This is a genomic window from Streptomyces sp. NBC_01591 (genome assembly GCF_035918155.1).
Taxonomy (GTDB): domain Bacteria; phylum Actinomycetota; class Actinomycetes; order Streptomycetales; family Streptomycetaceae; genus Streptomyces.
This window is the reverse complement of sequence record NZ_CP109327.1, coordinates 949,374-973,879: the sequence shown is the minus strand read 5'-3', so window position 1 is coordinate 973,879 and position 24,506 is coordinate 949,374. Positions and strand designations below refer to the sequence as shown.

Annotated in this window: 19 protein-coding genes; 17 read left to right on the top strand and 2 right to left on the bottom strand. The window is 71.3% G+C overall.

From position 1 onward, the window contains the following. The first annotated feature begins 53 nt into the window (after positions 1 to 53). Together OG978_RS04765 and OG978_RS04760 are read left to right on the top strand one after the other, a co-directional pair. Positions 54 to 1,706 (top strand): glycoside hydrolase family 13 protein, encoded by a 1,653-nt coding sequence (locus OG978_RS04765; RefSeq protein ID WP_326769930.1) that lies wholly within the window; start codon positions 54 to 56, stop codon positions 1,704 to 1,706. 60 nt (positions 1,707 to 1,766) lie between these two features. Next, positions 1,767 to 2,084, top strand: coding sequence for a cupin (locus tag OG978_RS04760; RefSeq protein ID WP_326763967.1), 318 nt, complete (start codon positions 1,767 to 1,769; stop codon positions 2,082 to 2,084). Here the strand turns inward: OG978_RS04760 and OG978_RS04755 are convergent. Next, on the bottom strand, positions 2,074 to 3,339 hold the full coding sequence (locus OG978_RS04755) for an MFS transporter (RefSeq protein ID WP_326763966.1): 1,266 nt from the start codon (positions 3,337 to 3,339) through the stop codon (positions 2,074 to 2,076). The two genes, OG978_RS04760 and OG978_RS04755, sit on opposite strands and share 11 nt — an antisense overlap. 80 nt (positions 3,340 to 3,419) lie before the next feature. Here OG978_RS04755 and OG978_RS04750 point away from each other — a divergent pair, with 80 nt between their 5' ends. From OG978_RS04750 to OG978_RS04690, 13 genes are all read left to right on the top strand, one after another. After that, entirely contained in the window at positions 3,420 to 4,307 is an 888-nt protein-coding gene (locus OG978_RS04750; protein WP_326763965.1) for a LysR family transcriptional regulator, read from the top strand. Positions 4,308 to 4,386: 79 nt separating this feature from the next. After that, entirely contained in the window at positions 4,387 to 4,989 is a 603-nt protein-coding gene (locus OG978_RS04745; RefSeq protein WP_326769929.1) for a hypothetical protein, read from the top strand. A 215-nt stretch (positions 4,990 to 5,204) separates the two neighbouring features. Next, the gene (locus OG978_RS04740) at positions 5,205 to 6,089 is read left to right on the top strand and encodes an ABC transporter substrate-binding protein (RefSeq protein WP_326763964.1); all 885 of its coding nucleotides are present in this window, start codon (positions 5,205 to 5,207) and stop codon (positions 6,087 to 6,089) included. 158 nt (positions 6,090 to 6,247) lie between these two features. Then, positions 6,248 to 6,511, top strand: coding sequence for a type B 50S ribosomal protein L31 (locus OG978_RS04735; protein ID WP_326763963.1), 264 nt, complete (start codon positions 6,248 to 6,250; stop codon positions 6,509 to 6,511). A gap of 192 nt (positions 6,512 to 6,703) precedes the next feature. Beyond that, a complete protein-coding gene (locus OG978_RS04730; RefSeq protein ID WP_326763962.1) occupies positions 6,704 to 7,723 on the top strand; it encodes a LacI family DNA-binding transcriptional regulator in 1,020 nt (339 codons plus the stop codon). A 67-nt stretch (positions 7,724 to 7,790) separates the two neighbouring features. Continuing rightward, positions 7,791 to 9,473 (top strand): ABC transporter substrate-binding protein, encoded by a 1,683-nt coding sequence (locus OG978_RS04725; protein ID WP_326763961.1) that lies wholly within the window; start codon positions 7,791 to 7,793, stop codon positions 9,471 to 9,473. A gap of 87 nt (positions 9,474 to 9,560) precedes the next feature. Next, positions 9,561 to 10,538, top strand: a complete 978-nt coding sequence (locus OG978_RS04720; protein ID WP_326763960.1) for an ABC transporter permease — start codon at positions 9,561 to 9,563, stop codon at positions 10,536 to 10,538. Positions 10,539 to 10,561: 23 nt separating this feature from the next. Beyond that, positions 10,562 to 11,509 (top strand): ABC transporter permease, encoded by a 948-nt coding sequence (locus tag OG978_RS04715; protein ID WP_326763959.1) that lies wholly within the window; start codon positions 10,562 to 10,564, stop codon positions 11,507 to 11,509. 3 nt (positions 11,510 to 11,512) lie between these two features. Further along, a complete protein-coding gene (locus tag OG978_RS04710; RefSeq protein WP_326763958.1) occupies positions 11,513 to 12,517 on the top strand; it encodes an ABC transporter ATP-binding protein in 1,005 nt (334 codons plus the stop codon). Continuing rightward, a complete protein-coding gene (locus tag OG978_RS04705; protein WP_326763957.1) occupies positions 12,514 to 13,542 on the top strand; it encodes an ABC transporter ATP-binding protein in 1,029 nt (342 codons plus the stop codon). The genes OG978_RS04710 and OG978_RS04705 overlap by 4 nt, the downstream gene beginning before the upstream one ends. Positions 13,543 to 13,544: 2 nt before the next feature. Then, on the top strand, positions 13,545 to 15,062 hold the full coding sequence (locus tag OG978_RS04700) for a glycoside hydrolase family 32 protein (RefSeq protein WP_326763956.1): 1,518 nt from the start codon (positions 13,545 to 13,547) through the stop codon (positions 15,060 to 15,062). 37 nt (positions 15,063 to 15,099) lie between these two features. Further along, positions 15,100 to 18,687 (top strand): glycoside hydrolase family 32 protein, encoded by a 3,588-nt coding sequence (locus tag OG978_RS04695; RefSeq protein WP_326763955.1) that lies wholly within the window; start codon positions 15,100 to 15,102, stop codon positions 18,685 to 18,687. Positions 18,688 to 18,700: 13 nt separating this feature from the next. After that, positions 18,701 to 19,633 carry a carbohydrate kinase family protein gene (locus tag OG978_RS04690; RefSeq protein WP_326763954.1) on the top strand — a complete coding sequence of 311 codons (933 nt, stop codon included), beginning with the start codon at positions 18,701 to 18,703 and terminating at the stop codon, positions 19,631 to 19,633. Positions 19,634 to 19,705: 72 nt separating this feature from the next. On the opposite strand, the gene OG978_RS04685 is transcribed toward OG978_RS04690, so the two are convergent. After that, complete coding sequence (locus tag OG978_RS04685) at positions 19,706 to 20,998, bottom strand: hypothetical protein (protein ID WP_326763953.1); 1,293 nt, start codon at positions 20,996 to 20,998, stop codon at positions 19,706 to 19,708. A 198-nt stretch (positions 20,999 to 21,196) separates the two neighbouring features. On the opposite strand from OG978_RS04685, the gene OG978_RS04680 reads away from it, so the two are divergent. Next, positions 21,197 to 22,474, top strand: coding sequence for a beta-ketoacyl-[acyl-carrier-protein] synthase family protein (locus OG978_RS04680; RefSeq protein WP_326763952.1), 1,278 nt, complete (start codon positions 21,197 to 21,199; stop codon positions 22,472 to 22,474). 13 nt (positions 22,475 to 22,487) lie between these two features. After that, entirely contained in the window at positions 22,488 to 24,338 is a 1,851-nt protein-coding gene (locus OG978_RS04675) for an acyl-CoA dehydrogenase family protein (RefSeq protein ID WP_326763951.1), read from the top strand. Positions 24,339 to 24,506 lie beyond the last annotated feature (168 nt).

The window sequence follows — 24,506 nt, the reverse complement described above, 5'->3', positions numbered from 1 at the left end:
ACGTCAGATACCGGTGGACGGCGGTGTCGACCCCCCGCGAGAGGAAGGCCCACGTGGCAGCCGGCCCTGCGCCCCAGGTCGCCTCGGACTGGTGGCGGGACGCCGTCATCTACCAGATCTACGTACGCAGCTTCGCCGACGGCGACGGGGACGGAACCGGCGACCTCGCGGGAGTACGCGCCAGACTGCCCTACCTCGTCGAACTGGGCGTGGACGCGATCTGGTTCACCCCCTGGTATCTGTCGCCACTCGCCGACGGCGGATACGACGTGGCCGACTACCGCACCATCGACCCCGCGTTCGGCAGTCTCGCCGAGGCCGAGGGACTGATCGCGGACGCCCGTGAGCTGGGCATCCGTGTGATCGTCGACATCGTCCCCAACCATGTCTCCGACCAGCACGCGTGGTTCCGCGCGGCCCTCGCCGCAGGGCCGGGCAGCCCCGAGCGGGAACTCTTCCACTTCCGGACCGGTCGCGGCACGGACGGCGAACTCCCGCCCAACGACTGGGTCTCCGAATTCGGCGGCGTCCCATGGACCCGGCTCGCGGACGGCGATTGGTACCTGCACCTGTTCGCCACCCAGCAGCCCGACCTCAACTGGGCACACCCGGCAGTCCGCCAGGAGCACGAGGACGTGCTCCGCTTCTGGCTCGACCGGGGCGTGTCCGGCGTACGGATCGACTCGGCGGCCCTGCTCGCCAAGGACCCCGCACTGCCCGACTTCGTCGAGGGCCGTGACCCCCACCCGTTCAGCGACCGCGACGAGCTCCACGACATCTACCGCTCCTGGCGGGCCATCGCCGACGAGTACGGGGCGATCTTCGTCGGTGAGGTATGGCTCCCGGACAGCGAGCGCTTCGCCCGCTATCTGCGCCCCGACGAACTGCACACCGCCTTCAACCTCAACTTCCTCGCCTGCCCCTGGGACGCCGGGCGGCTGCGCTCCACGATCGACGACACGCTCGCCGAGCACGCCGCGGTCGGCGCCCCCGCCACCTGGGTCCTGTGCAACCACGACGTGACCCGGACCGTCACCAGGTACGGCCGCGAGGACACCGGATTCGCCTTCGGCGCCAAGACCTTCGGCACGCCGACGGACCTGGCACTGGGCAGCCGACGGGCCCGTGCCGCGGCACTGCTGTCGCTCGCCCTGCCCGGCGCGGTCTACCTCTACCAGGGCGAGGAACTGGGACTTCCGGAAGCCGACATCCCGCGCGACCGGATCCAGGACCCGATGCATCTGCGCTCGGGCGGCACCGACCCGGGACGCGACGGGTGCCGGGTACCGCTTCCGTGGTCGGCGCAGGCACCGTACGCCGGATTCGGCTCCACCACGGAGCCATGGCTTCCGCAGCCGGCGGACTGGTCCTCGTACGCCGCCGACCGGCAGCGCACCGACCCGGACTCGATGCTCAGCCTCTACCGCGAGGCGCTGCGGCTGCGCCGGACCGAGCCCGGCTTCCGTGCGGCGGGGGCCGGTGGCCGGCGGCTGACCTGGCTGCCATCCGCACCTGGTGTGCTCGCCTTCACCCGTACCGGCGGACCGACCTGTGTGGTCAATCTGAGGGAGGAACCCGTGGAGCTGCCAGAACACACGGACACCCTCCTCCTCAGCGGCCCGCTGGACGAGCAGGGGCGGCTCCCGCAGGACACCGCGGCCTGGCTGCGGCCGCACGGGCGCCCGGCCGGGCAGGCGGCCGGGTGATCCGCGCGGCGGGCCGGCGCCAGGATCGCGGGGGGACGAGCACTGCGGCACAGTGGGCACATGGACGATCTGAATGCCCTCGCCGACGAGCATCTGGCCGCGGCCCGAGCCTCCGCACACGGCCGCAGCGCCCACCGCCTGCTGCATGAGGAACCCCTGAGGCAGACCGTCATCGCCCTCACCTCGGGTTCCGCACTCGACGAGCACAACGCCCCCGCCGCGGCCTCCCTCCAGGTGCTCCGCGGCAGGGTCCGTCTCACGGCGGCCTCGGGCGATGTGGAGCTGAGCGCCGGCGGGCTCCAGCCGATCCCGCAGGAGCGGCACGGGTTGCTGGCACTGGAGGACGCCGTGGTGCTGCTGACCGCCGTCAACGACTGACGGTGCCGGCCCCGGGACGTGCGGCGGAGGCCATCCGGGTGCGCTCCAGGACCCACAGCACGAGGCTGCCCGCGGCGAGCCCGCCGCCCAGGAGACAGATCCCGCTCCAGCCCGCCCGGGACCAGACCACCGAAGCGAGTGCTGCTCCGGCCGCCCCGCCCATGAAGAAGAGCGTCATGAACGCGGAGTTGATCCGGTTGCGGGCCTCCGGGCGGAGCGCGTAGATCACGTTCTGGCTGCTGTTGAGCCCCGCCTGCTGGGCGATGTTCAGCAGGATCACGCCGACCGTCAGCCACAGCAGGGACGACTCACCGGCCAGCAGCGGCACCCAGGCGAGTGTGAGGAGCGCGGCCGCCGTTCCCGACACCGCCTGCACCCGGCCGCGGTCGCTCAGCCGGGCCGCGATGTTCATGCCCACCACACCGATCACGCCCACCAGGCCGAAGAGCCCGATGGCGGCTGCGTTCCACCGGAAGGGCGGCCGGGTCAGCAGGAACGTCAGCGCGGTCAACTGCACGCTGTACGAGGCCATCGAGAACGCGCCGATGGCCGCCCGCCGGCGCAACAGGGGCTCCTGCCGCAGCAGGGCCAGTGTGGAGCGCAGCAGCCCGGTGTACGACATCGTGACCGTGTCGCGCGGCCGGGGCAGGCGGGGGAGACGGTTGTGCAGAAGTACCGCCATGACGGCCATGAGCAGCGCGTTCACCCAGTACACGGTCCGCCAGCCGCCGAGCTCGGACAGCGCGCCGGCGGCCAGCCGTCCGAACAGCCCGCCGAGCAGCACGCCGGACATGACGACGCCGACGATCCTGCCGCGCTCGGCCGGAGCAGCGAGGGCCGCCGCGAACGGCACCACGACCTGGGCCCCGACGGAGGTCAGCGCGGTCAGCAGCGTGCCGGCGATCAGCAGCGGGCCGGTGGGGGCGGCGGCCGTCACCAGGAGGAAGAAGGCGGTCAGCGCGAACAGGCCCACGGCGAGCCGTCGCCGGTCCATGACGTCCCCGAGCGGGACGAGCAGGATCAGCCCCAGCGCGTACCCGGCCTGCGCAGCGGTCACGATCAGCCCCGCCGCGGTGACACCTATGTGCAGATTCACCTCGATGATGTCGAGGAGCGGCTGCGCGAAGTAGTTCCCGGCGCAGGAGAGGGCGGCGGCGAGAGCCATCAGCAGAACCAGACCGCGCCCGAGCGAGGGCGGTTCGGACATGGTGCGGGGCACGGCCCGGCCGCGGGTTTCGTGAGTGGTGTGAGCCATGTGTCTCAGCGTCAGGGATCGACCATCCATGAGTCCAACACATGTTTTTCATTCCATCGATCGTGGTTCACGATGGATGGATGGAACTTCAGCAGATGCGGTACGTCGTCGCGGTGGCGGAACTGGGCAGCTTCACGCGTGCCGCGAAGCGGTGCCTGGTCGTCCAGTCCGCGCTCAGCCATCAGATCGCCCGGCTGGAGAAGGAGCTGGGGGCCCGGCTCTTCGACCGCACCAGCCGCCAGGTGCGGCTCACCGCGGCGGGCGAGGCGTTCCTGCCGGAGGCCCGGCAGGCGCTGGACGCGGCGGAGCGGGCCCGCGCCGAGGTCGCAGCGACGGCGGGGGAGGTCCGCGGGCGCCTCGCGGTGGGGGCCATTCCGACCGTTTCATCGGTCGACATCCCGGCGGCGCTGCGGGCGTTCCACCTCCGTTATCCGAAGGTGCACATCGTCCTGCGGGACGGGGCGAGCAAGGACCTGGTCCAGGAGGTGCGGGACGGGACGCTCGACGTGGCCTTCCTGGGAGTGCTGCCCAGCTACCGGCCCAAGGGCGTGAGCGATCACGAGCTCGCCACGGGCGAACTGGTCGCCGTCGTGGCGCCCACCCACGCCCTGGCCGGGCAGCCGGAAGCGGGTCTCGACCGGCTGGCGCAGGAGATGTTCGTCGATTACCCCGACGGCACCGCGGCCCGGGCGCAGTCGGAGGAGGCGTTCGCGGCGATGGGCCTCACCCGCGAGGTGGCGTTCGAGGTCAGCGGCACCGACTTCATCGTCCGGCTGGTACGCAGCGGGCTCGGCATCGCCATGCTGCCGGCCGCCTTCGCGGCGGAACTGACCGGCGTACACGTGCTGCCCGTCCGCGATGCCCCCGCACGCACGGAGCGCCTGGTCTGGAGCCGGTTCCGTCCCACCCCGGCCGCCGCGGCGTTCCTGACGGGACTCGGTATCGATCCCGGTGCCATGGGCGGCTGAAGATGATGCACAGCGCATGACATCGGCCCGGATCTACGCATTGGGATGACCTTGATCGGCCGTTCGGCGCGACCGGGCGCTGGCGGGGAAGCCGAGCGGCGGGCTCGGCGCGGTGATCACGCCGATGCTCCGGCCCGATCTGTTCGGCGCGTTCGCGACGCACTCGGGCGACTCGTTGTCGGAGGCCCAGTACATTCCTCATTTCCTCATGGCGGCACGCCACTTGAGGGCCTACGGCGGCGACATCTTCCGCTGGTGGGACGACTTCCGCTCACGCGTGGCCTTCACCAAGGACGAGGATCTGCGGCTGCTCGAACTGCTCGGCGTCTCGGCCTGCTTCTCGCCCGCCCCGGACGGCACGCCGCAGTTGCCCTTCGACCCGCGAACGGGTGCGCTCCGGCCGGAGATCTGGCAGCGCTGGCTGGACTGGGACCCGGTGCGGATGGCACCACTGCACGCCGAGGCGCTGCGGTCCCAGCGGGCGATCTGGATCGACGCGGGCACCCGCGACGAATGGTTCCTCGACCTGGGGGCGCAGGCGTTCCGCGATGCCCTGGCCGAGGCCGGGGTGGACGACGGGGTCATACGCTTCGAGTTGTTCGACGCGGGACACCACGCCGTCGAATACCGGATGCCGCCCGCACTGGCATGGCTCTCCCGGCAGATGGCGCAGCCGAGTTGACGAAACGGCGGTCCGGCGGGACGCCCCACCTGCCGGACGTCCACGGCATGTTCCGGCGGGCGCCGAGGTGTCGGTCCGGCCATGTGCGGGCTTCTTCACGTCATCCGCGCCGGCCGGGCCACCGGGTGGGGTGTCACGGGAGTTTGCTGGGCAGGTACTGGTGTACGACCCCGGAAAGAGGGGGCGTAGCGACCGGTGGCGAGAGGCGTGGTGACGTGAGGGAGCAGAGCGTGTGGCAGTTCTCCGACGATCGTGGGCAGTTGTCGACCGCCGGGCGGCGCCCGGCGCGGGTGCTCGCCTATGTTCAGGCCGGAGCGACCCTGTGGGACCACGGGATACGCCCGAGTGCGATATTCGGCTCCGATCACGACGACCGGGCCGTGCCGGACGCGGCGAAGACCGGTTCGCTCTCGTTGACCGAGGTCGGCTACCTCGGTGCGGGCAGCACGCTGGACGTGGAGACCCTGCTGAGCGGTGAGCCGGACCTCGTCGTGGCCGTCAGCTACGGCGGCGGCCATGTCTACGGGCTCGCCGCGGAGACCGCCAAGCATCTGGAGGAGCACGTCCCGGTCGTCGTCATCGATGTGGGGCAGGCGCGCACCCTCGCCGAGATCGGTGACCGGTTCGCCCTGCTCGCCCGCTCGCTCGGTGCGGAGGAGCCCGAGGCAGCGACTCAGGAGCTGGACGCCGCGCGGCACCGGCTGCGCACGCTCGTCGCCGGTGCGGACGGGCCCCGGATCGTCGCCCTTTCCCCGGCCGGCCAGGAACAGGCGCACCTCGCCCGACCCCGGATGTGGCCCGAGCTGCGGGTGCTGGCCGAGCTCGGCGCCGACATCGTGGAGCCGGCCGAGGGGCCCGGTTTGAACTGGTCCACGGTCGGCTGGGCGGAAGCGGCGGCCCTGCGCCCCGCGGTGGTCCTCGCCGACATCAGGGCCAATGCCACGCCGCTCGGCGAGCTGCGGAGGACCAACGAGGACTGGTCGGCGATCGAGCGGGACGCCCGGGTGGTGCCGTGGAACCCGGAGCCGGTGTGCAGTGCGCGGGCCCACGCGCGGTTCCTGACGCTCGTGGCCGACGCGGTGGAGGCGGCCAGGGGCTGAGCACGGGCGCCCGCCGCATAGCAGGGACGTCCGCCGTGCGCCCGGGCGCCCGGACGCCGACGCCCCCGTACGGACGTGTCCGATCGCGCGGGCCGCACCGGTTCGCGAGGCTGGTCGTGACCGCCCCGCGCCGATCCCGTACGTCCCCAGGAGCAGGCATGCAGCAGGACAAGCACCCTTCCTACCGTCCCGTCGTCTTCCGAGACCGTTCGGCGGGCTACGCCTTTCTGACCCGGTCCACCGCGTCGAGCGAGCAGACGATCGACTGGGACGACGGCAACAGCTATCCCGTCATCGACGTGGAGATCTCCGCCGAGAGCCACCCCTTCTTCACCGGGAAGGCGCGCGTCGTCGACTCGGAGGGGCAGGTCGCCAAATTCGAGCGCCGGTACGGGGGAGAGGGGAGCGACGGCACCTCCTGACCCGCGCAAGGACCCGCATCGGGACCCGAGTCCCCCGGCCCTCCACGAGGGGCGGGGGACTCGCTCCGTCACAGCTCTTGACACCGTCGGCCAACCCCTCGTAACTTGCCTGCAACATCGAACTAACGCGCGTTACTAAAGCGCGTAACCAGAGCACGGCCCGCAGTTCGCGGGACGCAGGGGGTAACCGAAGTGGCCACGAACAAGGCGCGACGCGTGACGATGAGCGATGTCGCCCGCCACGCCGGTGTCTCGCGCACCACCGTCTCCTTCGTCCTGAACGAGCGGGCCGACGCCGGCATCCCCGAAGAGACCCGGGTCCGCATCCGGGCCTCGATCGAGGAGCTCGGCTACCGGCCCAACGCCGGAGCGAGGGCGCTCGCCGCCAAGCGCAGCGAGTGGTACGGGCTGATCACCGAGATCGTCACCGCGCCGTTCGCCGTCGACGTGATCAAGGGGGCGCAGGATCGGGCCTGGGCCGACGGGAAGTTCCTGCTCATCACGGCGGGGGACCGGGACCCCGCCATGGAGGCCGCCGCCTTCGACAAGCTTCTCGAGCAGCGCGCCGAAGGGCTGCTGTACGCCACGACCTGGCACCGTGCGGTGACCCTGCCGCCCGCCGCCCGCGAGGTGCCGGTCGTCCTGGTGAACTGCTTCGACGCGGACGGCGCCCTGCCGTCCGTGGTGCCCGACGAGGTGGCGGGCGGCCACACCGCGACCCGGCGGCTGCTCGACGCGGGACACCGGCGCATCGGATTCATCAACCTCGACAGGGGCATCCCGGCCGCCGTCGGACGACGCCAGGGATACGAACAGGCGCTGTGCGAGGCCGGTCTGGACATCGACGACAGCCTCGTCGTACCGGGACATGCCACCGCCGACGGCGGATATGCCGCGGCCTGCGAACTCCTCGACCGCGAGGACGGCCGCCCCACGGCGCTGTTCTGCGGCAACGACCGGATGGCGATGGGCGCCTACGACGCCATCAAGGAACGCGGACTGCGGATCCCGGACGACATCGCCGTCATCGGATTCGACAACCAGGAACTCATCGCCGCCTACCTGCGGCCCGGCCTCACCACGGTCGCCCTGCCCTTCGAGGTCATGGGAGCCAAGGGCGTCGACATGCTCGGCGCTCTCACAGCGGGACAGCCGCTCGACACCACACAGATGACGGTCGGCTGCCCGCTGATCGAACGCTCGTCGGTCTGACTGCGAATCAGCCCGACGGGAATCCTCACCCGTCTTCGGCCAATGAAGAGAGAGAAGAAACCACATTATGGCACCGTCGATACGCGCCCGGCGCCGCGGTCCCGCGGCGCTCGCCGCCCCCGTCCTCGCCGCGGCCCTGCTGCTCACCGGCTGCAGCGGCACCGGCACGAAAGCGGCGGGGGACACCTCCGGTCATCAGCTCCTGACCGTCCCCCGCGAGGACTTCGCCACCTTCACCCGGAACTTCAATCCGTTCGCCCCCGGCCAGGTGGTCGCCCCGATGACCACCCAGGCGATCTACGAGGCGATGCTCGTCTACAACCCGGCCGACGGGAAGGCCACCCCCTGGCTGGCCACTTCCTGGGAGACGTCGAAGGACGGGAAGACCGTGACGTTCACCCTGCGCCACGGCGTCAAATGGTCCGACGGCAAGCCGCTGACCGCCGAGGACGTCGCGTACACCTTCGGACTGCAGAAGAAGCTGCTCGGCGGCTACGAGTATCTGCGGACGGCGAAGGCCGAAGGCACCGACAAGGTTGTCTTCTCCCTCACCAAGCCGTACTCGCCCGGCTTGTTCGAGCTGGGCAAGCAGATCATCGTGCCCAAGCACGTCTGGGAGAAGGTGAAGGACCCGGCGAAGGACACCAACCCCGACCCCGTCGGCTCCGGCCCGTACACCCAAGTCGCCAACTTCCAGAGCCAGTCGTACGAGCTGCGCAGGAACCCCGAGTACTGGCAGCCGAAGAAGCAGCGCATCGAAGGCATCCGGGTGCTGGGCTTCTCCGGCAACGACAGCGCCAACCTGGCCTTCGTCAACGGTGAGGCGGACTGGACGCAGTCGTTCATCCCCGATGTGGCCAAGAGCTTCGTCGCCAAGGACCCGGAACACAACAAGTACTGGTACCCGAAGACCGGTTCGATGGTCGACTGGACCATGAACACCACCAAGGCGCCGTTCGACGACGCGAAGGTGCGCAAGGCGCTCAGCCAGGCCGTCGATCGCGAGAGCGTCACCAAGGTCGGGATGAACGGCTACACCCGGCCCGCCGACTGCACGGGCCTGTCCGGTGGTTACGACAAGTGGCGCGACAAGGACCTCGCCGCCTCCTGCACCTGGACGAAGCACGACCCCGCGGCGGCGGCGAAGGCGCTCGACGACGCCGGTTACAAGAAGGGCTCCGACGGCAAGCGGAAACTCAAGAACGGCAAGCCCTTCACCTTCGACATCTCGGTCGGTTCCGCCTCCTCCGACTGGCTGTCCGTCGCCAACATCATCAAGCAGAACCTCGCCGAGATCGGCGTCACCGCGAACGTCAAGTCCCCGGACTGGGCCGCGGTCGTCAGCGACTACGAGACCGGCGACTACGACACCGGCATCGTCTGGAGCGACAACGGCGCCACGCCGTTCCAGTTCTACCGGACCACCATGGGCACCGAATCGGTCAAGCCCGCCGGCACCAAGACGGTCAGCAACTACCACCGCTTCGGCGACAAGAAGGCCGACACCCTGCTCGACCGGTTCGCCGCCGCCACCGACGAGGCCGGGCAGCGCGACGCGATCGACGGACTGCAGAAGCTGTTCGCCGAGGACGCGCCCGTCGTACCGCTCTTCCCCGGCCCGGAGTGGGGCGCCTACACCGACACCCGGTTCACCGGCTGGCCCACCGAGGACGACCCGTACGCCACGCTCACCAACCGCGGCGACACCACCGTCCTCGTCCTGACGAGCCTGAAGCCCGTCAAGAACTGACCGCACTGACACCCCGCCACTCCGGTGGCCCGCCCGCGCCGACCCCATGGGCGGGTCACCGGCCCTCATAGATTCGGAGAGGGACCAGTGCGTTACATCCTGCGCAACCTGGGCTTCTACCTGCTCGCCTTCTGGGCCTCCATCACCCTGAACTTCATGCTGCCCCGCTTCATGCCGGGCGACCCCGTCTCCCGGATGTTCGCCCGGTCGCAGAGCCAGATGCAGCCGGAGCAGATCGACCAGCTCCGCCGGCTGTTCGGCCTCGACCACCGACCGATGTGGCAGCAGTACATCGACTACATCAAGGACGTCTGCACCGGGAACATGGGCATCTCCATCTCCCGGTTCCCGACCCCCGTCTCCGAGGTCATCGCCTCCCAGATCGGCTGGACACTGCTGCTCGGCGGCACCGCCCTCGTCATCGCCGTCGTCATCGGCAACCTGCTGGGCATCCTCGCCGCGTGGCGGCGCGGCGGTCTGCTCGACTCGGTGTTCCCGCCGCTGCTCGTCTTCGCCGGTTCGTTCCCGTACTTCTGGCTCGCCATGGGTGCGCTCTACCTCTTCGGGATGACGCTCGGCTGGTTCCCCATGCGGCACGCCTTCGACGTCGGCCTCAGCCCCGACCTGTCCTGGGGCTTCGTCTCCAACGCCGCCTCGCACCTCTTCCTGCCCGCGCTGACCATCGTCCTGGTGTCGATCGGCGGCTGGATGCTCGGCATGCGCAACACCATGATCGCCACGGTCGCCGAGGACTACATCACGATGGCCGAGGCCAAGGGCCTCAGCCCGAGCCGGATCATGTTCCGGTACGCGGCACGCAACGCGATGCTCCCGTCCGTCACCAACTTCGGCATGGCGCTCGGATTCGTGGTCGGCGGCGCGCTGCTCACCGAGGTCGTCTTCGCCTACCCCGGCGTCGGCTTCCAGCTGCTCGCCGCCGTCCAGGGCCTCGACTACCCGCTGATGCAGGGGATCTTCCTCACCATCACCGCCGCCGTACTGGTCGCCAACTTCCTCGTCGACCTCGTCTACGTCCGACTCGACCCGCGTGTGCGCGTCCGCTGAGCGGCCGGACAAGGAGAAGACCCATGAGTGCCCTCGACTCCCGCACGGAGCCCGTCGCACCACCCACCTCGCCGCCGGCCGCCGGAACCCCGAAGCCCCGTCGCGCCCGCGCCGGACTGCTGCGGTCCCTGCTCGCCAACCGCAAGGCGCTGTTCGGAGCCGTCGTCCTGGTGCTCTTCGCGCTGCTCGCCCTGCTGGCACCGCTGATCGCCCCCGGCGATCCCTCGAAGATCAACGGCCTGGGCGCCTCCGCCCCATCCGGCTCCCACCTGCTCGGCACCACGGCCAAGGGGCAGGACGTCCTCGCACTGACCCTGTGGGGCGCGCGCAGCTCGCTGCTCGTCGGATTCTCCGTCGGGATCGCCGCGACAGCCCTCGCCGTGCTCGTCGGCATGGCCTGCGCCTACTTCGGCCGGATCGTCGACGACGTGCTCTCCCTCGTCACCAACATCTTCCTGTTGGTGCCCGGAGTGCCGCTGCTCGTCATCCTCGCCGCATTCATGCCGCCGGGCACTGCGACCGTCGTCCTGGTCCTCGTCGTCACCGGCTGGGCCGGCTCCGCCCGGGTGCTGCGCGCCCAGGCCAAGTCGATCCGCGGCAAGGACTTCGTCGCCGCGTCCGTCGTCACCGGTGAACGCGCGCTCCGGATCATGTTCCGGGAGATCCTCCCCAACATGGCGTCGGTCGTCATGACGACCCTGCTGGGCTGCGTCATCTTCGGCATCGGCGCCCAGGCGGGCCTCGAATTCCTCGGCCTCGGCGACGCCTCCGTCGTCAGCTGGGGCACCAACCTCTACTGGGCCGGCAACGACGGTGCGCTGATGACCGGCGCCTGGTGGGTGTTCGTGCCCTCCGGCCTCTGCATCGCCCTCGTCGCCTTCGCCCTCGCGATGGTCAACTACGCCGTCGACGAGATCACCAACCCACGACTGCGCGCACGCCGCACCAAGAACCGCAACCGGAAGGGCTGAACGATGAACACGCCCTCTCAGAAGAACCCCGTGCCCTCTCCGGACCTCGTACCCGCCCGGGAACCCGTCCTCGACGTACGGAACCTGCGCGTCGAGTACGGCGGCGACGGCCGCGGCGTCATCGGCGCCGACAATGTCTCCTTCACCATCGGAGCCGGTGAGGTCTTCGGCCTCGCCGGGGAGTCCGGCTGCGGCAAATCGACCGTCGCCAACGCCCTGATGCGCCTCCTCAAGCCGCCCGCGCGGATCACCGCGGGATCGGTCACGTTCAAGGGGCGCGATGTACTCGCCATGGACCCGCGCGAACTGCGCGCCTTCCGCTGGCGCGAGATCGCCATGGTGTTCCAGTCCGCGATGAACTCGCTCAACCCGGTCCTCACCATCGGCGAGCAGATCGGCGACATCTTCACCACCCATGAGCGGATGAGGAAGCGGCAGGCCAGGGAGCGTTCCGGCGAACTCCTCGAACTCGTCGGCATCGACCCCGCCAGGCTGAAGTCGTACCCTCACCAACTCTCCGGCGGCATGCGCCAGCGCGTCGTCATCGCCATGGCCGTGGCCCTGAAACCGGCGCTGCTCATCATGGACGAGCCGACCACCGCACTCGACGTTGTGGTCCAGCAGGAGATCATGGCGCAGATCGGCGACCTCCAGCGCGAACTGGGCTTCTCCGTCCTCTTCATCACCCACGACATGTCCCTGATGGTCGAACTCTCCCACCGGATGGGCGTGATGTACGGCGGACGGCTCGTCGAACTCGCCCCGGCCAAAGAGCTCTTCGCCGACCCGCTCCACCCCTACACCCAGGCGCTCATGAACGCCTTCCCGCCGCTCACCGGACCCCGCGTCCACCTGACCGGCCTCGCCGACCTCCCGCGCACGGGGACGAGCTGCGGATTCCACGCACACTGCCCCGACGACCGGTCGGACTGCTCCGTGAACATCCCCGATCTGCGCGAGGTGGCCGCCGGCCGCTTCGTCGCCCGTACCAGTGGAGGCGCGCGATGACGGCCCCGGCCACCACCACCCGCACCCCGCTGATGAGCGTGCGCGGACTCACCAAGGACTTCCGGATGGGCGGACTGTTCTCCCGCGACCACCACCGGGCCCTGAACGCCGTCGACCTCGACATCCCGCACGGGAAGATCGTCGCCCTCGTCGGCGAGTCCGGCAGCGGCAAATCCACCCTCGCCCGCTGCCTCGCCCGCCTCGAACAGCCCACCTCCGGCCAGGTCCTGCTGGAAGGCCGGGACGTGCTGAGGACCCAGCGGCGCGGCGCCTCCCGCGCCTACCGGGGCACCGTACAGATGGTGTTCCAGGACCCCTTCGGCTCCCTCAACCCCGTCCACCGCGTCGAGCACTTCCTGCGCCGCGCCCTGCTGGTGCACGGACGGCCCGCGGGCGAAAGCGAACTGCGCGAACTCATCACCACGGTCGGGCTGACCGAGGACATGCTCCAGTCCTACCCGCACGAACTCTCCGGCGGACAGCGCCAGCGCGTCGCCATCGCCCGCGCGCTCGCCGTCGACCCCCGTCTCGTCCTCGCCGACGAGCCGACCTCGATGCTCGACGTCTCCGTACGCATCGGCATTCTCAACCTGATGCGGCGGCTGCGGGACGACCACGGCATCTCCATGCTGTACATCACCCACGACCTGGCATCGGCCCGCTATGTCGCCGACACCACCCAGGTGCTCTTCGCCGGTGAACTCGTCGAGGGCGGCGACTCGCTCGCCCTGATGGACCGCCCCGCCCACCCCTACACCAGGCTCCTGCTCTCCGCCGTCCCCGACCCGGAGCGCAACCACGGCTACGACCACGTCGAGCGGGCCGCGCTGCGCGCCGCCGTGCTGACGCCCGACTCGTGCCCGTACGAGGACGAGGGCGCGTGCAGCCGCACGGAGCCCGTCCGCCATGTCATCGGCGAGGACGAAGGGCAGCCCCACTGGGTGCGCTGCCACCTCTACGCCCCCGCCACCCCCACCGCGCGCCGCGTCCTGACCGCGGCCACCCCGGAAGCCGAGAACGTCTGATCATGACGAACGACCTCACCCTGCCCCGCGCCCGTCACGAGGACGCGCCGAAGGGCCTGGCCGAACGGGCCGTCCTCGACCCGCACCGTCCCCGCTTCCACTTCACCGCCCCCGGCGGCTGGCTCAACGACCCCAACGGGCTCACTCATTGGGACGGCGTCTACCACCTCTTCTACCAGTACAACCCGCTCGCCGCCGCCCACCACCGCATCCACTGGGGCCACGCCACCAGCCGCGACCTGGTCCACTGGACCGACGAACCCGTCGCACTCGTCCCCGGCACCGACGGCCCCGACCGGGACGGCTGCTGGTCCGGCGTCCTCGTCGACGACGGCGGCACCCCGACCCTCGTCTACTCCGGCCGGCACGGCGAGCGCGAACTCCCCTGCGTGGCAACCGGATCGCCCGATCTGCGCAGCTGGCGCAAGGACCCCGCCAACCCGGTGATCGCCGCCCCGCCGCAGGACGACATCACCGCCTTCCGCGACCACTGCATCTGGCGCGAGAACGGGAAGTGGCGCCAGCTCGTCGGCTCCGGCATCCGGGGCGTCGGCGGCACCGCGTTCCTGTACGAGTCCGAGGACCTGCGCGACTGGCGGTACGTGGGCCCGCTGCTCACCGGCGACGCGAGCACCGGCACGGCCGCCGACCTCGACTGGACCGGCACCATGTGGGAGTGCGTCGACCTGTTCCGGATCGACGGCACCGACATCCTCGCCTTCTCCGCCTGGGACGAAGGCGCCACGCACTACCCGCTGTACTGGACCGGACGGTACGAGGGCGACACCTTCACCCCCGCCGGACTGCACCGGCTCGACTACGGGCAGCGCTACTTCTACGCCCCGCAGTCCACCCGCGACGCACTCGGCCGGCGCATCGTGTTCGGCTGGCTCCAGGAGGGCCGGGACGAGGACGCCGTGGCCGAGGCCGGCTGGTGCGGTGTGATGTCCCTGCCGCGCGTCGTCACCCTGGGCGCCGACGGCCGGCTCGCCCAGGCACCCGTTCCGGAACTCGCCCGCCTGCGCCGCGAGGCGGTGCGCACCGGTGCATTCGACGTGACCGACGGGACGTACCTGCGGCTCGACGACGTACGCGGCGACCAGCTCGACATCGAGACGACCCTGCGGCTGGCCCCCGGAGCGGCGGCCCGCCTGGTGGTGCGCGAGAGCGCGGACGGTTCGGAGCGGACCGTGATCGAGGTGGAGCGCGCCGCGGACGGCGCGACGGGCACCCTGCGGCTGCACCGCGAGGCGAGCAGCCTCGACCCGGCCGTCGACAGCGAACCCCGGTACGGGGAACTGCCGTTGAACGGCGAGGGCATCGTGGACCTGCGGGTCCTCGTCGACCATTCCGCGCTGGAGATCTTCGCCAACGGGCGTGCGCTGGCCGCCCGGATCTACCCGACCAGGACCGACGCACTGGGCGTCGGCATCGCGGCCGCAGGCACGGTCGCGGTGGAGCGGCTCGACGCCTGGCGGATGGCCGCGGTCTTCGACAGCCCCCGCCCGCTCTGGCCCTGAACGGCCCGCCTTCCCCCCCCACCCTGAGGAGACGACCATGTCCATTTCCCGGCGTGCACTCCTGTCCTCGGCCGGTCTGACGCTGCTGGCCCCCCTCGCGGGGGCCGGCCGGGCGTCGGCCGCGCCCCCGGCCCCGGACGCGGCCGGCCACCGAACGGCTTCGCTCTCCGGTGACCTCGCCGCGATACCCGATCCGCTCGGCCTCACCGGCACCTGGTCCCGTACCACCGACGGCGGGCAGCGGGTCGTGACCGGAGCCGAACGCAATGCCGTCGCCCTGTCCGAGCAGCGCATCGAAGCCGTCGCCGGATACGCGGCCCGGATCACCATCGACCCCGGATCGCCCTACGCGGTCGGCTCGCTGGTCGTACGCGCCACCGACGACGGCTCGGCCGGATACGCGGCGAGCGTCGACCCCAACCTGCACCGCATCCGCCTCCACGACCTGGCGACCGGACGCGACCTCGTGCCACCGGCCACCGCCACCCTCGCACCCGGAACCAGCTACGTCCTCGAAGTGACGCTGGACGGACCGGAGTTGACCGTCATCCTGGACGGCAAGCAGGTGCTCGCCGCCCGGGACACCGCGTACGGGCACGGCGCCGCCGGGCTGCACGCCTACAACGGCACCGTCGTCTTCGGACCGCCCGGACTGCGCTCCGTCACCACCGACGCGACCGGATGGACCACCGACGGCGGCACCTGGACCGCCACTTCGCTCGGCTGGCACGCGCAGGCCCCCGCCGACACCAACTGCCGTGCCGTGTCGTCCACCCGGGTGCATGACACGGCCTACCAGGCCGACATCCGGATCACCGATCCGTGCGCGGTCGCCGCCCTGCTGCTCCGTACCGACGCGCAGGGATCATCCGGTTACGGGGTCCAGATCGATCCGAACCTGAACCGGCTGCGGCTCTACCGGATCGACGGTGACATCACCCTCGGGACGCACAGCACCACCATCGACGTGGACAAGGTGTACCGGATCCGGGTCGAGGCGGACGGCCCGCGCCTCAGGGTGCGCTGGCAGACCGACTTCATCACCCCCGACGGCTACGCCCCGGTCATCACCGCGCAGGACGCCGAGCACGGTTCGGGACTGCTCGGCGTCCTGGCCTACAACGGGTCCGTCCGCTTCGAAGGGATCACCGCCAGCGGCCTCGTGACGGACCTTCAGGGCTGGTCGACGGTGTCCGGGGCCTGGACCCCCGATCTGCGCGGGCTGCGGGCCGAGGGCACCGGCGCGCTGCACATCGCACCGTTCCCCGGCGGCGACGTGCTGATCAGCGCCGACATCGGACTCGTCGGTGCGACCGGCGCGGGGCTCGTGGTCCGCGCTGACGCGGCCGGAGCGGGCGGCTACGAGGTCCGGCTCGACGCCAAGGGCGTACGCCTGCTGGACCGCGTCGACGGCACCGAGATCGGCCACGCCGCACCGCCCGTCCGGCCCTTCGAGGCGGGCGGCACCTACCGGACCGAAATCCATGCCCTCGGTACCACCGTCACCGTGACCGTGGACGGAGTCGAGGCCATCACCGCCACCGTGCCCCGTACCGGCGGAAGGACCGTCGGGCTCGCCGCGACCGGTGGCACGGCACACTTCCAGGAAGTCAGGGCCCGCACCCCGCGGACGTACTACACGGACACCTACCGCCCCGGCTACCGCTACACCCAACTCGCCTCGCACACCAGCGATCCCAACGGACTGGTCCACCACGAGGGCGAATACCACCTCTTCCACCAGGACTCCGGACAGTGGGCGCACGCCGTCTCCACCGATCTCCTGCACTGGCGCGCGCTGCCCGTCGCGCTTCCGGTCTCCGACTTCGGCCACACCTGGTCCGGATCGTGCGTGGTGGACTCCGACGACACCAGTGGGCTCTTCGGCGGCCGGGCGGGGCTCATCGCCTACTACACCAGCTACCACCCGGACAGGCCCGGCGGGAACCAGTGCGTACGCGTCGCGTACAGCGAGGACCGGGGCCGCTCCTGGCAGTGGCACGGCACCGACCCCGTCGTGCAGAACCCCGGTGGTCCGGAGGGCGGTTGGGACTTCCGCGACCCGAAGGTCGTGCGCGACGCCGGACGCGACCAGTGGGTGATGGTGGTCTCCGGCGGCGACCACGTGCGCTTCTTCACCTCCACCGACCTGCTGCACTGGGCGTACCGCTCCTCCTTCGGCTACGGCGACTGGGTGACCGGCGGCGTCTGGGAGTGCCCCGACCTGTTCCCGCTGCCCGTCGATGGCGACCCGGACCAGGTGCGTTGGGTGCTCGCGCTCTCGACCGGCGCGGTCCGCAGCACGGACGGGTCGGCGGCCGAGTACTTCCTCGGCGACTGGGACGGCACCACGTTCACCACCACGAACCAGGCCGGCACCCCACTGCGTGCCGAGGCCGGCCGGGACTACTACGCCGCCATGACCTTCTACGGACTGCCGGACGGCCGACGCGTCCAGCTCGGCTGGCTCAGCAACTGGGACTACGCGTTCAGCGCCCCGACCGGCGAATGGAACGGCCAGCTCAGCATCGCGCGCGAACTGACCCTGACCGGCAAGGGACTTGTCCAGCGGCCCGCCGCCGAGATCGAGACCCTGCGCACGAGCAGCACCACGATCGAGAACATTACCGTGCGTCCCGGCTCCGCCAACCCGCTCTCGGCCCAGCGCGGCCGGTCCTACGAGATCCAGGCCGAGATCGCCCTGCCGTACACGGGCGCCGCGACGGAATTCGGCTTCCGGCTGCGTACCGGGGGAGACCGGCGGACCCTCGTCGGCTACGACGTCGGCACCGGGAAACTCTTCGTGGACCGCAGCGCCGCGGGTGCCGACGACTTCACCGAGCACTTCGCCGGACGGACGGACGCGGCCGTGCCCCTCGCCACCGTCGACGGTGAACGGCGGCTGCGGATCAGGCTGTTCATGGACACCTCCTCGGTCGAGGTGTTCGGCGGCGACGGCCTGGTCACGATCAGCAGCCTCCTCTTCCCCGAACCGGACGACCGGGGCATGGCCTTCTACGCCACCGGAGGCGCGGCCCGCATCGTCACCCTGACCGTCCACCGGCTCCGCGATGTCTTCCGGGTGACGGACGCCGACCCCGAACCGGCCGTGAACCCACCGGGCGGCACCTTCCGCAACGGCGGGCTCGGCGAACTCACCGTCGTACCGGCCGGGCACTGGACGACCACCGGCGCCGGCCGTACCGGAGTCTTCGACCGGGACTCGACCGCCGTCTCCAGCACCGAGTACGGCGATCTGGAGCTGACCTCGCTCGTCCGCTTCGGCGGCCCCGACGGGACCGGCGGCGCCGGATCGGTGCTGCTGCGCGCCACCCCCGACACGGCCGACGGATACGCCCTCAACCTCGACCCGAACCTGCGGACCGTCAGGCTCTTCCGCAAGGACGGCGGGCGGACGACCGTGCTTGCCGAGGCGCCCCTGCTCGTCCGTACGGGAGTCAGCCTTCCGCTGCGGATCAGGGCCCGGGGCGGGCGGATCGAGGCATTCATCGACGGCCGGCCGGTCATCGATGTGACCGACACCCACCACACACGCGGCAGAATTGGACTCAATGTGTTCGGAGGCCGCGCCGCCTACCAGGACACCTTCGTCACCGCGCTATAGGAGATCCCACCCCATGTTCGACAGACTCGACCTGCTGGTCATCGGCGAATGCGTCGCCGACATCGTCCGGCTGCCGGGTGCGGCCGATCAGGTCCACCCGGGCGGGAGCCCGGCCAACGTCGCGTACGGCCTGGCCCGGCTCGGGCACGGCACCACCCTGCTCACCCAGCTCGGCCCCGACGACAACGGCCGGCTGATCAGGGACCATCTCGCCGGTGCCGGGGTCGAGGTCCGCACGGACGACGCCACGGCCCCCACCCCGTCCGCCGCCGTCGCCCTGGACGACGAGGGCCGGGCCGCGTACACCTTCGAGATCACCTGGACGCTCGGCCCGGTCTCCCTGGACCGGCCACCGCAACACGTCCACACCGGATCCATCGCGGCGGTGATGGAACCCGGCGCGGCCACCGTCCTCGGCACCGTCGAGTCGCTGCGGACGTCCGCGACCGTCAGCTACGACCCCAATGTGCGGCCCGAGCTGATGGGGGACCACGAGTCCGCCGTCCGCAGGGTCGAGCGGTGCGTCGCGCTCAGCGATGTGGTCAAGGCCAGTGACGAGGACCTGGAGTGGCTGTATCCGGGCCAGGATCCGGAGCGGGTCGCCGAGCGGTGGCTGGCCTCCGGCCCGGCGGTCGTCCTCGTCACCCGGGGCGGCGACGGTGCGCTGGCCGTACTGCCCGACGGACAGGTGACGGTCGACGCGCTGCCCACCGACGTCGTCGACACGGTGGGGGCGGGCGACGCCTTCATGTCGGGCACCCTGCACGCCCTCGCGGCGCACGGGCTGCTCGGTGCGGACGGCCGGGAGCGGCTGCGCTCGCTGGACCGGGCCCGGGTGACCGACGTCCTGCGGCACGCGGCGGCCTCCGCCGCGGTGACCGTCGCCCGGGCCGGCGCCAACCCGCCGGACGAGACGGAGCTGAAGGCGGCACTCGCCCGGACCTGAACCCGGCCGTCTCACCGGCCGGCAGGGCGCACCGTGCGGGAACGGTGCGCCCTGCCGGTGGGGAGCCCTTCGTCACCCGGGCACCGCCAGATGCGGGCTGCTGTCGTCGTCGAGGAACTCGACGACGGCGAGAACGAACAGCGCACACAGCGCGATCCACACGGTGACCAGGCCCGTCGGCCGGTCCCACGCCACCAGGACTGCGGCGGCCACCACGACCACCGTCCAGTTCAGCGGGCGCCTTGCGCGGTGCACCCACCGGCCGACCGGACCGCCGGTGAAACCAGCCGCGTCGCGTACCGCACCGATGCCGCCGCTCCACATCGCCATGACGCGGCCGGCGGCGCGGCCGTCACCGGTGAGCCAGGCGGCAAGGGCCACCACGATGCCGAGCGTGACGACCATGCGGACCAGGGCACGCATCTGGCCGACCAGGGCGTCGAAGACCGAACCGGCCGCCGGCTGCGACACCCCGGACGGCAGGCTGTCGAGATAGAACGCGCGGCCCACCCACACGGCCAGGCCGAGCACCGCGGCACCGGCCGCGACCGCGAGGGCCGTCGTGACCAGTGCGCGGCGGCGGCGCACCGCGAGGAGCACCCCGCTCGCGGCCAGCACCAGAGCGACCAACGGCAGCCAGAAACCGATGATCTGGAGGGCCCGGAACCACCTCTTGGCCTTGCCCACCGAGTCGGAGGTCAGCACCGTGAAATCGGTGTGGACCTCGGGGATCTTCGCCGCGACGCCCAGCCCCCGGTCGACGAGACGCTGCTTCACCCGGTCGATGACCGGAGCGAGGTCGATGGTGACGGTGTCATCGGTGAGCTTCACCGCCCCGCCGCCGCTTCCGGACAGCGCCTTCACCGCGGCGGACTGGGCGGCCCGGTTGAGGCCGGTCCAGATCGTCGCGAAGGCGTCACCGGAGACGAACCTCTCCACGGTCCCGTGCACGAAGTTCGAAATGCCCATGGTGATGGGGCCGTTCAGCTTCGACAGCGCCTTGTCGAGAACCGGCCGGTCCGCGGGGGAGACGTCGGACAGCAGGGTCTTCATATCCAGGTGCTGCATGACAGCACCGGTGACGCGATCGGTCACCGCGGCCTGCACATCGGGGTCGGAGGCGAGCGGCGCCATCATCGACACATAGTTGTCGGTGTCGCCGATCTGGTTCTTCGCCCAGGTGGACACAATGCTCAGCGGAGTGAGGACGGCCGCGACCAGGACGAGCAGCACGGCCAGGAACGAACGGGCCCGCGGCCGGTGCCGGGCCGGGGCACGGGTCTCCAGCACAGCCACCCTGGCGCGCAGCTCCTCCAGCTCGGCGCTGTCTTCCGGGGGCTTCGGCTGATCGCGGTCCGCTTCCATCCCCCCAGGGGACGGCCTGCCGAGGCACACGGCACGGCGGACGGCTCCGGACGGGTGAACACGGTCACCGTGGCGTGCGGCACCGTTCGGCCTGCCGGAGGTATCGATGACCCTTTCGGCTCATTGGGCGCATCCTCGCCCGGGCCACTGCCGTTCGACAACCGGTAGGCGTGATCGATTAAGGAGGAGGGGGCGGACATGACGCGGGTCGACAGGTACGTCGCGGTGACCGGACTGGGACTGGTGACGCCCGCGGGCGCGGACGAGCACACCTTCTGGGAGGGGCTGTGCGCCGGTGTGTCCACGGCCCGCAGCTGCGAGGAACTGGCCGGACTGCCGGTCGACTTCGGCTGCCCGGTGGACGGGATCGATCTGGACGCGGCGGTCGGCGGGCGTTCGGTGTGGCGGATGGCACGGTTCGTCAAGATGGCACTGGTCGCCGCCCGCCAGGCCGTGGCGGACGCCGGTCTGTCGCCGGAGCGGTGGGACGGCGACCGGGTCGCGGTGGTGCTCGGCGTCGGGGTGGGCGGGGTGTCCGTGCTCGTCGACAACGTGCGCAGACTCGACGACGGCGGAGCGGACGCGGTGTCGCCGCTCCTGGTCCCGATGATGATGCCCAACGCGGCCGCCGGGGAGGTAGCCATCGCCCTGCGGGCCCACGGCCCCAGTCTGGCCCCGGCGACCGCCTGCGCGTCCGGGGCGACGGCGCTCGCCGTCGCCCGCGACCTGCTGCTGAGCGACCGGTGCGATGTGGTGGTGGCGGGCGGTGCCGAGGCCGTGCTGACCCCGCTGGTGGTGAGCGCCTTCGCAGGAATGGGCGCGCTCTCGCTGCGCACCGGCGATCCGTCGGGGGCGTCGCGGCCGTTCGCCGCGGACCGGGACGGGTTCGTGATCGGCGAGGGCGCCGCCGTGCTCGTACTGGAACGGGCGGCCGATGCGCACGCCCGGGGCGGACGGGCGCGCGCCCTGCTGACCGGTGCGGGTTCTGCCACCGATGCCCACCACCCCACGGCCCCGGACCCGGACGGCGGCGGCGCGCGCAAGGCCATCGAGGCCGCGCTGCGCGAGGCGGGCTGGGCGGCCCACGAGGTCGACCACATCAACGCGCACGGCACATCGACCCCGCTGAACGACGCGATGGAGAGCGCGCTGATCTCCGGGCTCTTCCCCCACCGGCCTTCGGTGACCGCACCGAAAGGTGTACTCGGGCACACCCTTGCGGCGGCGGGGGCGATCGAGGCGGTCGCCACCGTACTGACCCTGGAGCACGGCCTCGTCCCGCCGATCGCCAACCTGGACTCGCTGCCGGACGGGTTCGACCTCGACTGCGTGGTCAAGGAACCCCGGGTCCAGCAGGTCGAGCGGGCGCTGAGCCACTCCTTCGGCTTTGGCGGACACAACGTCGTACTCGCCTTCCAGCGCGTCGACGCGGACGGCCCGGCACTGACGGACCCGGGTGTCCTCGCCATTGCTTGATCGTTATATTTTCATGACCGCAACCATCGACAGCCCCTCCGCAGAACAGTCCACGGACCTCCTCACCGGTGTGCTCCTCGGCGACAACTTCCGCCGGGAGCACGGCTTCTGGCAGCGACTGATCAGCACGGAACCCTTCCGCCGCCCGGACCGCCGCACTGCCGAGGAGCGCCTGGCTCTCACGTACGAGCGGCTGCGCGTCCTCAACGACTGTCTGGACAGCGGTGCCCGGCTGGCCGCGGACCCCCGTGCCCTCGCGGCGCTGCACGAATGGCTCGGCCCGGTGGACCCGGCGCTCACCACGGTGGCGGGGATCCACTACAGCCTCTTTCTCGGCAGCCTCCTCGACCACGGGGGCGACCGCGATCTGTCGGACTTCCTGCGGCTGCGGCGCATCGGCACCTTTCTCTGTACGGAGGTGGCACACGGCAACGACGCCGCGGCCGTCGAGACCACGGCCGAGTACGACCGTGAGCGCGACGGATTCGTGCTCCGCACACCGCATGCCGGGGCCCAGAAATTCATGCCCAACACCAGTCCGGCCGGCGGCCCCAAAACGGGGCTCGTGGCCGCGCGTCTGCTCGTCGACGGCGCCGATCACGGGGTCTTCCTCTTTCTCGTACCGCTCACCGACGCCGTTCAGGCCCTGCCCGGAGTACGGGTCCGCAGGCTCCCCACCCGCACCGGCAGCCCGGTGGACCACTGCCTGACCTCCTTCGACCGGGTCTTCGTGGGACGCGCCGCGCTGCTCGGCGGGGACCACGGACGGATCGGTGCGGACGGGGAGTTCAGCAGCGCCATCGACAACCGCAGGCGTCGCTTCCTCGCGTCGATCGCGCGCGTCACCGCCGGCAAGATCTCGATGACGGCCTGCGCGGTCGGCTGCGCGCGCGCGACACTCGCCGTCGCCGTCCGCTACGGCGGCCACCGGTACATCTCGGGCCCCCGCGGCTCGCGCCGGCTGCCGGTGATCGCCCACCGCAGTCACCACGGACCGCTCGCCTCGGCGATGGCCACCGTCTTCGCGATGAGCCTGCTGCACCGCAGGGCGCTGGACCGCTGGGAACGGGGTGGGGAAGGGGAGGAGGCGGAGCGGCTGGTCGCCGTCGCCAAGGGGTGGATCACCTGGCAGGCCAGGTCCGTGATCGTCGAATGCCGTGAACGCTGCGGTGCCCAGGCCCTCCTGGAGAACAACGGCATGAGCGAACTCGTCACCGGTGTGGAAGGCGCCATCACTGCCGAGGGCGACAATCTGGCCATCCACGCCAAGGCGGCCGCGGAAATGCTCTTCGCCGCAGCACCGGCTGGGCCCGAGTCTTCCCCCGGCGGCGGACCCGGCGATCTCGACGACCCGGACTTTCTCGGCAGGCTGCTCGCGGAGCTGGAGCGGATCTGGTTCGGCCGGGCCCGGGAGCGGATGGGCCTCGCACCGCACGGTGACCCGCTGGCGCGGTGGAACGCGGCATCCGGGCCCGCCCTGCGCGGCGTCGAGGCCCACGCCCACCGGCAGGCGGCCGAGGCGTACGCGGAAGCGGTGACCGCGCTGCCCGAGGGGCCCGCCCGCGACCGGCTCGGCGAGCTGCAGCGGCTCTTCGCACTCGACCGGATCGCCCGCGCCAGCGGTGATCTGCTGGCAGCGGGCCTGTTGACCGGCGAGCAGGTCAACGGCCTGCCGGACAGGGTGGAAGAGCTCATCACCGCTGTCGCCGCCCATCTGCCCGACCTCGCCGAGTCCTTCGCGCTGCCGCCGGAACTGCTCGCCGACTGGCCCATCGCCGGAGCCGATTACGTGGACGCCTACGACGATCCGGGCGCCGCCTGGCAGACGGACGGGGGCCGGGCGACGGCTCCGGGCGAGCGGTGAACGCCATGAAGAGGAAGGGGACAGTTGTGCGGGGCCGCCAGGGCAGGGAGGCGGCCGGGGCCCTCGGGGTCCGCGTTGTCCTGCTGGCCTTCTGGGGTACGGCGTCCGTCCTGGCCCGGTGGTGCGGGGAGCGCGGGGAGGACGGTGCCGAATCGGTTCGGCACAAGG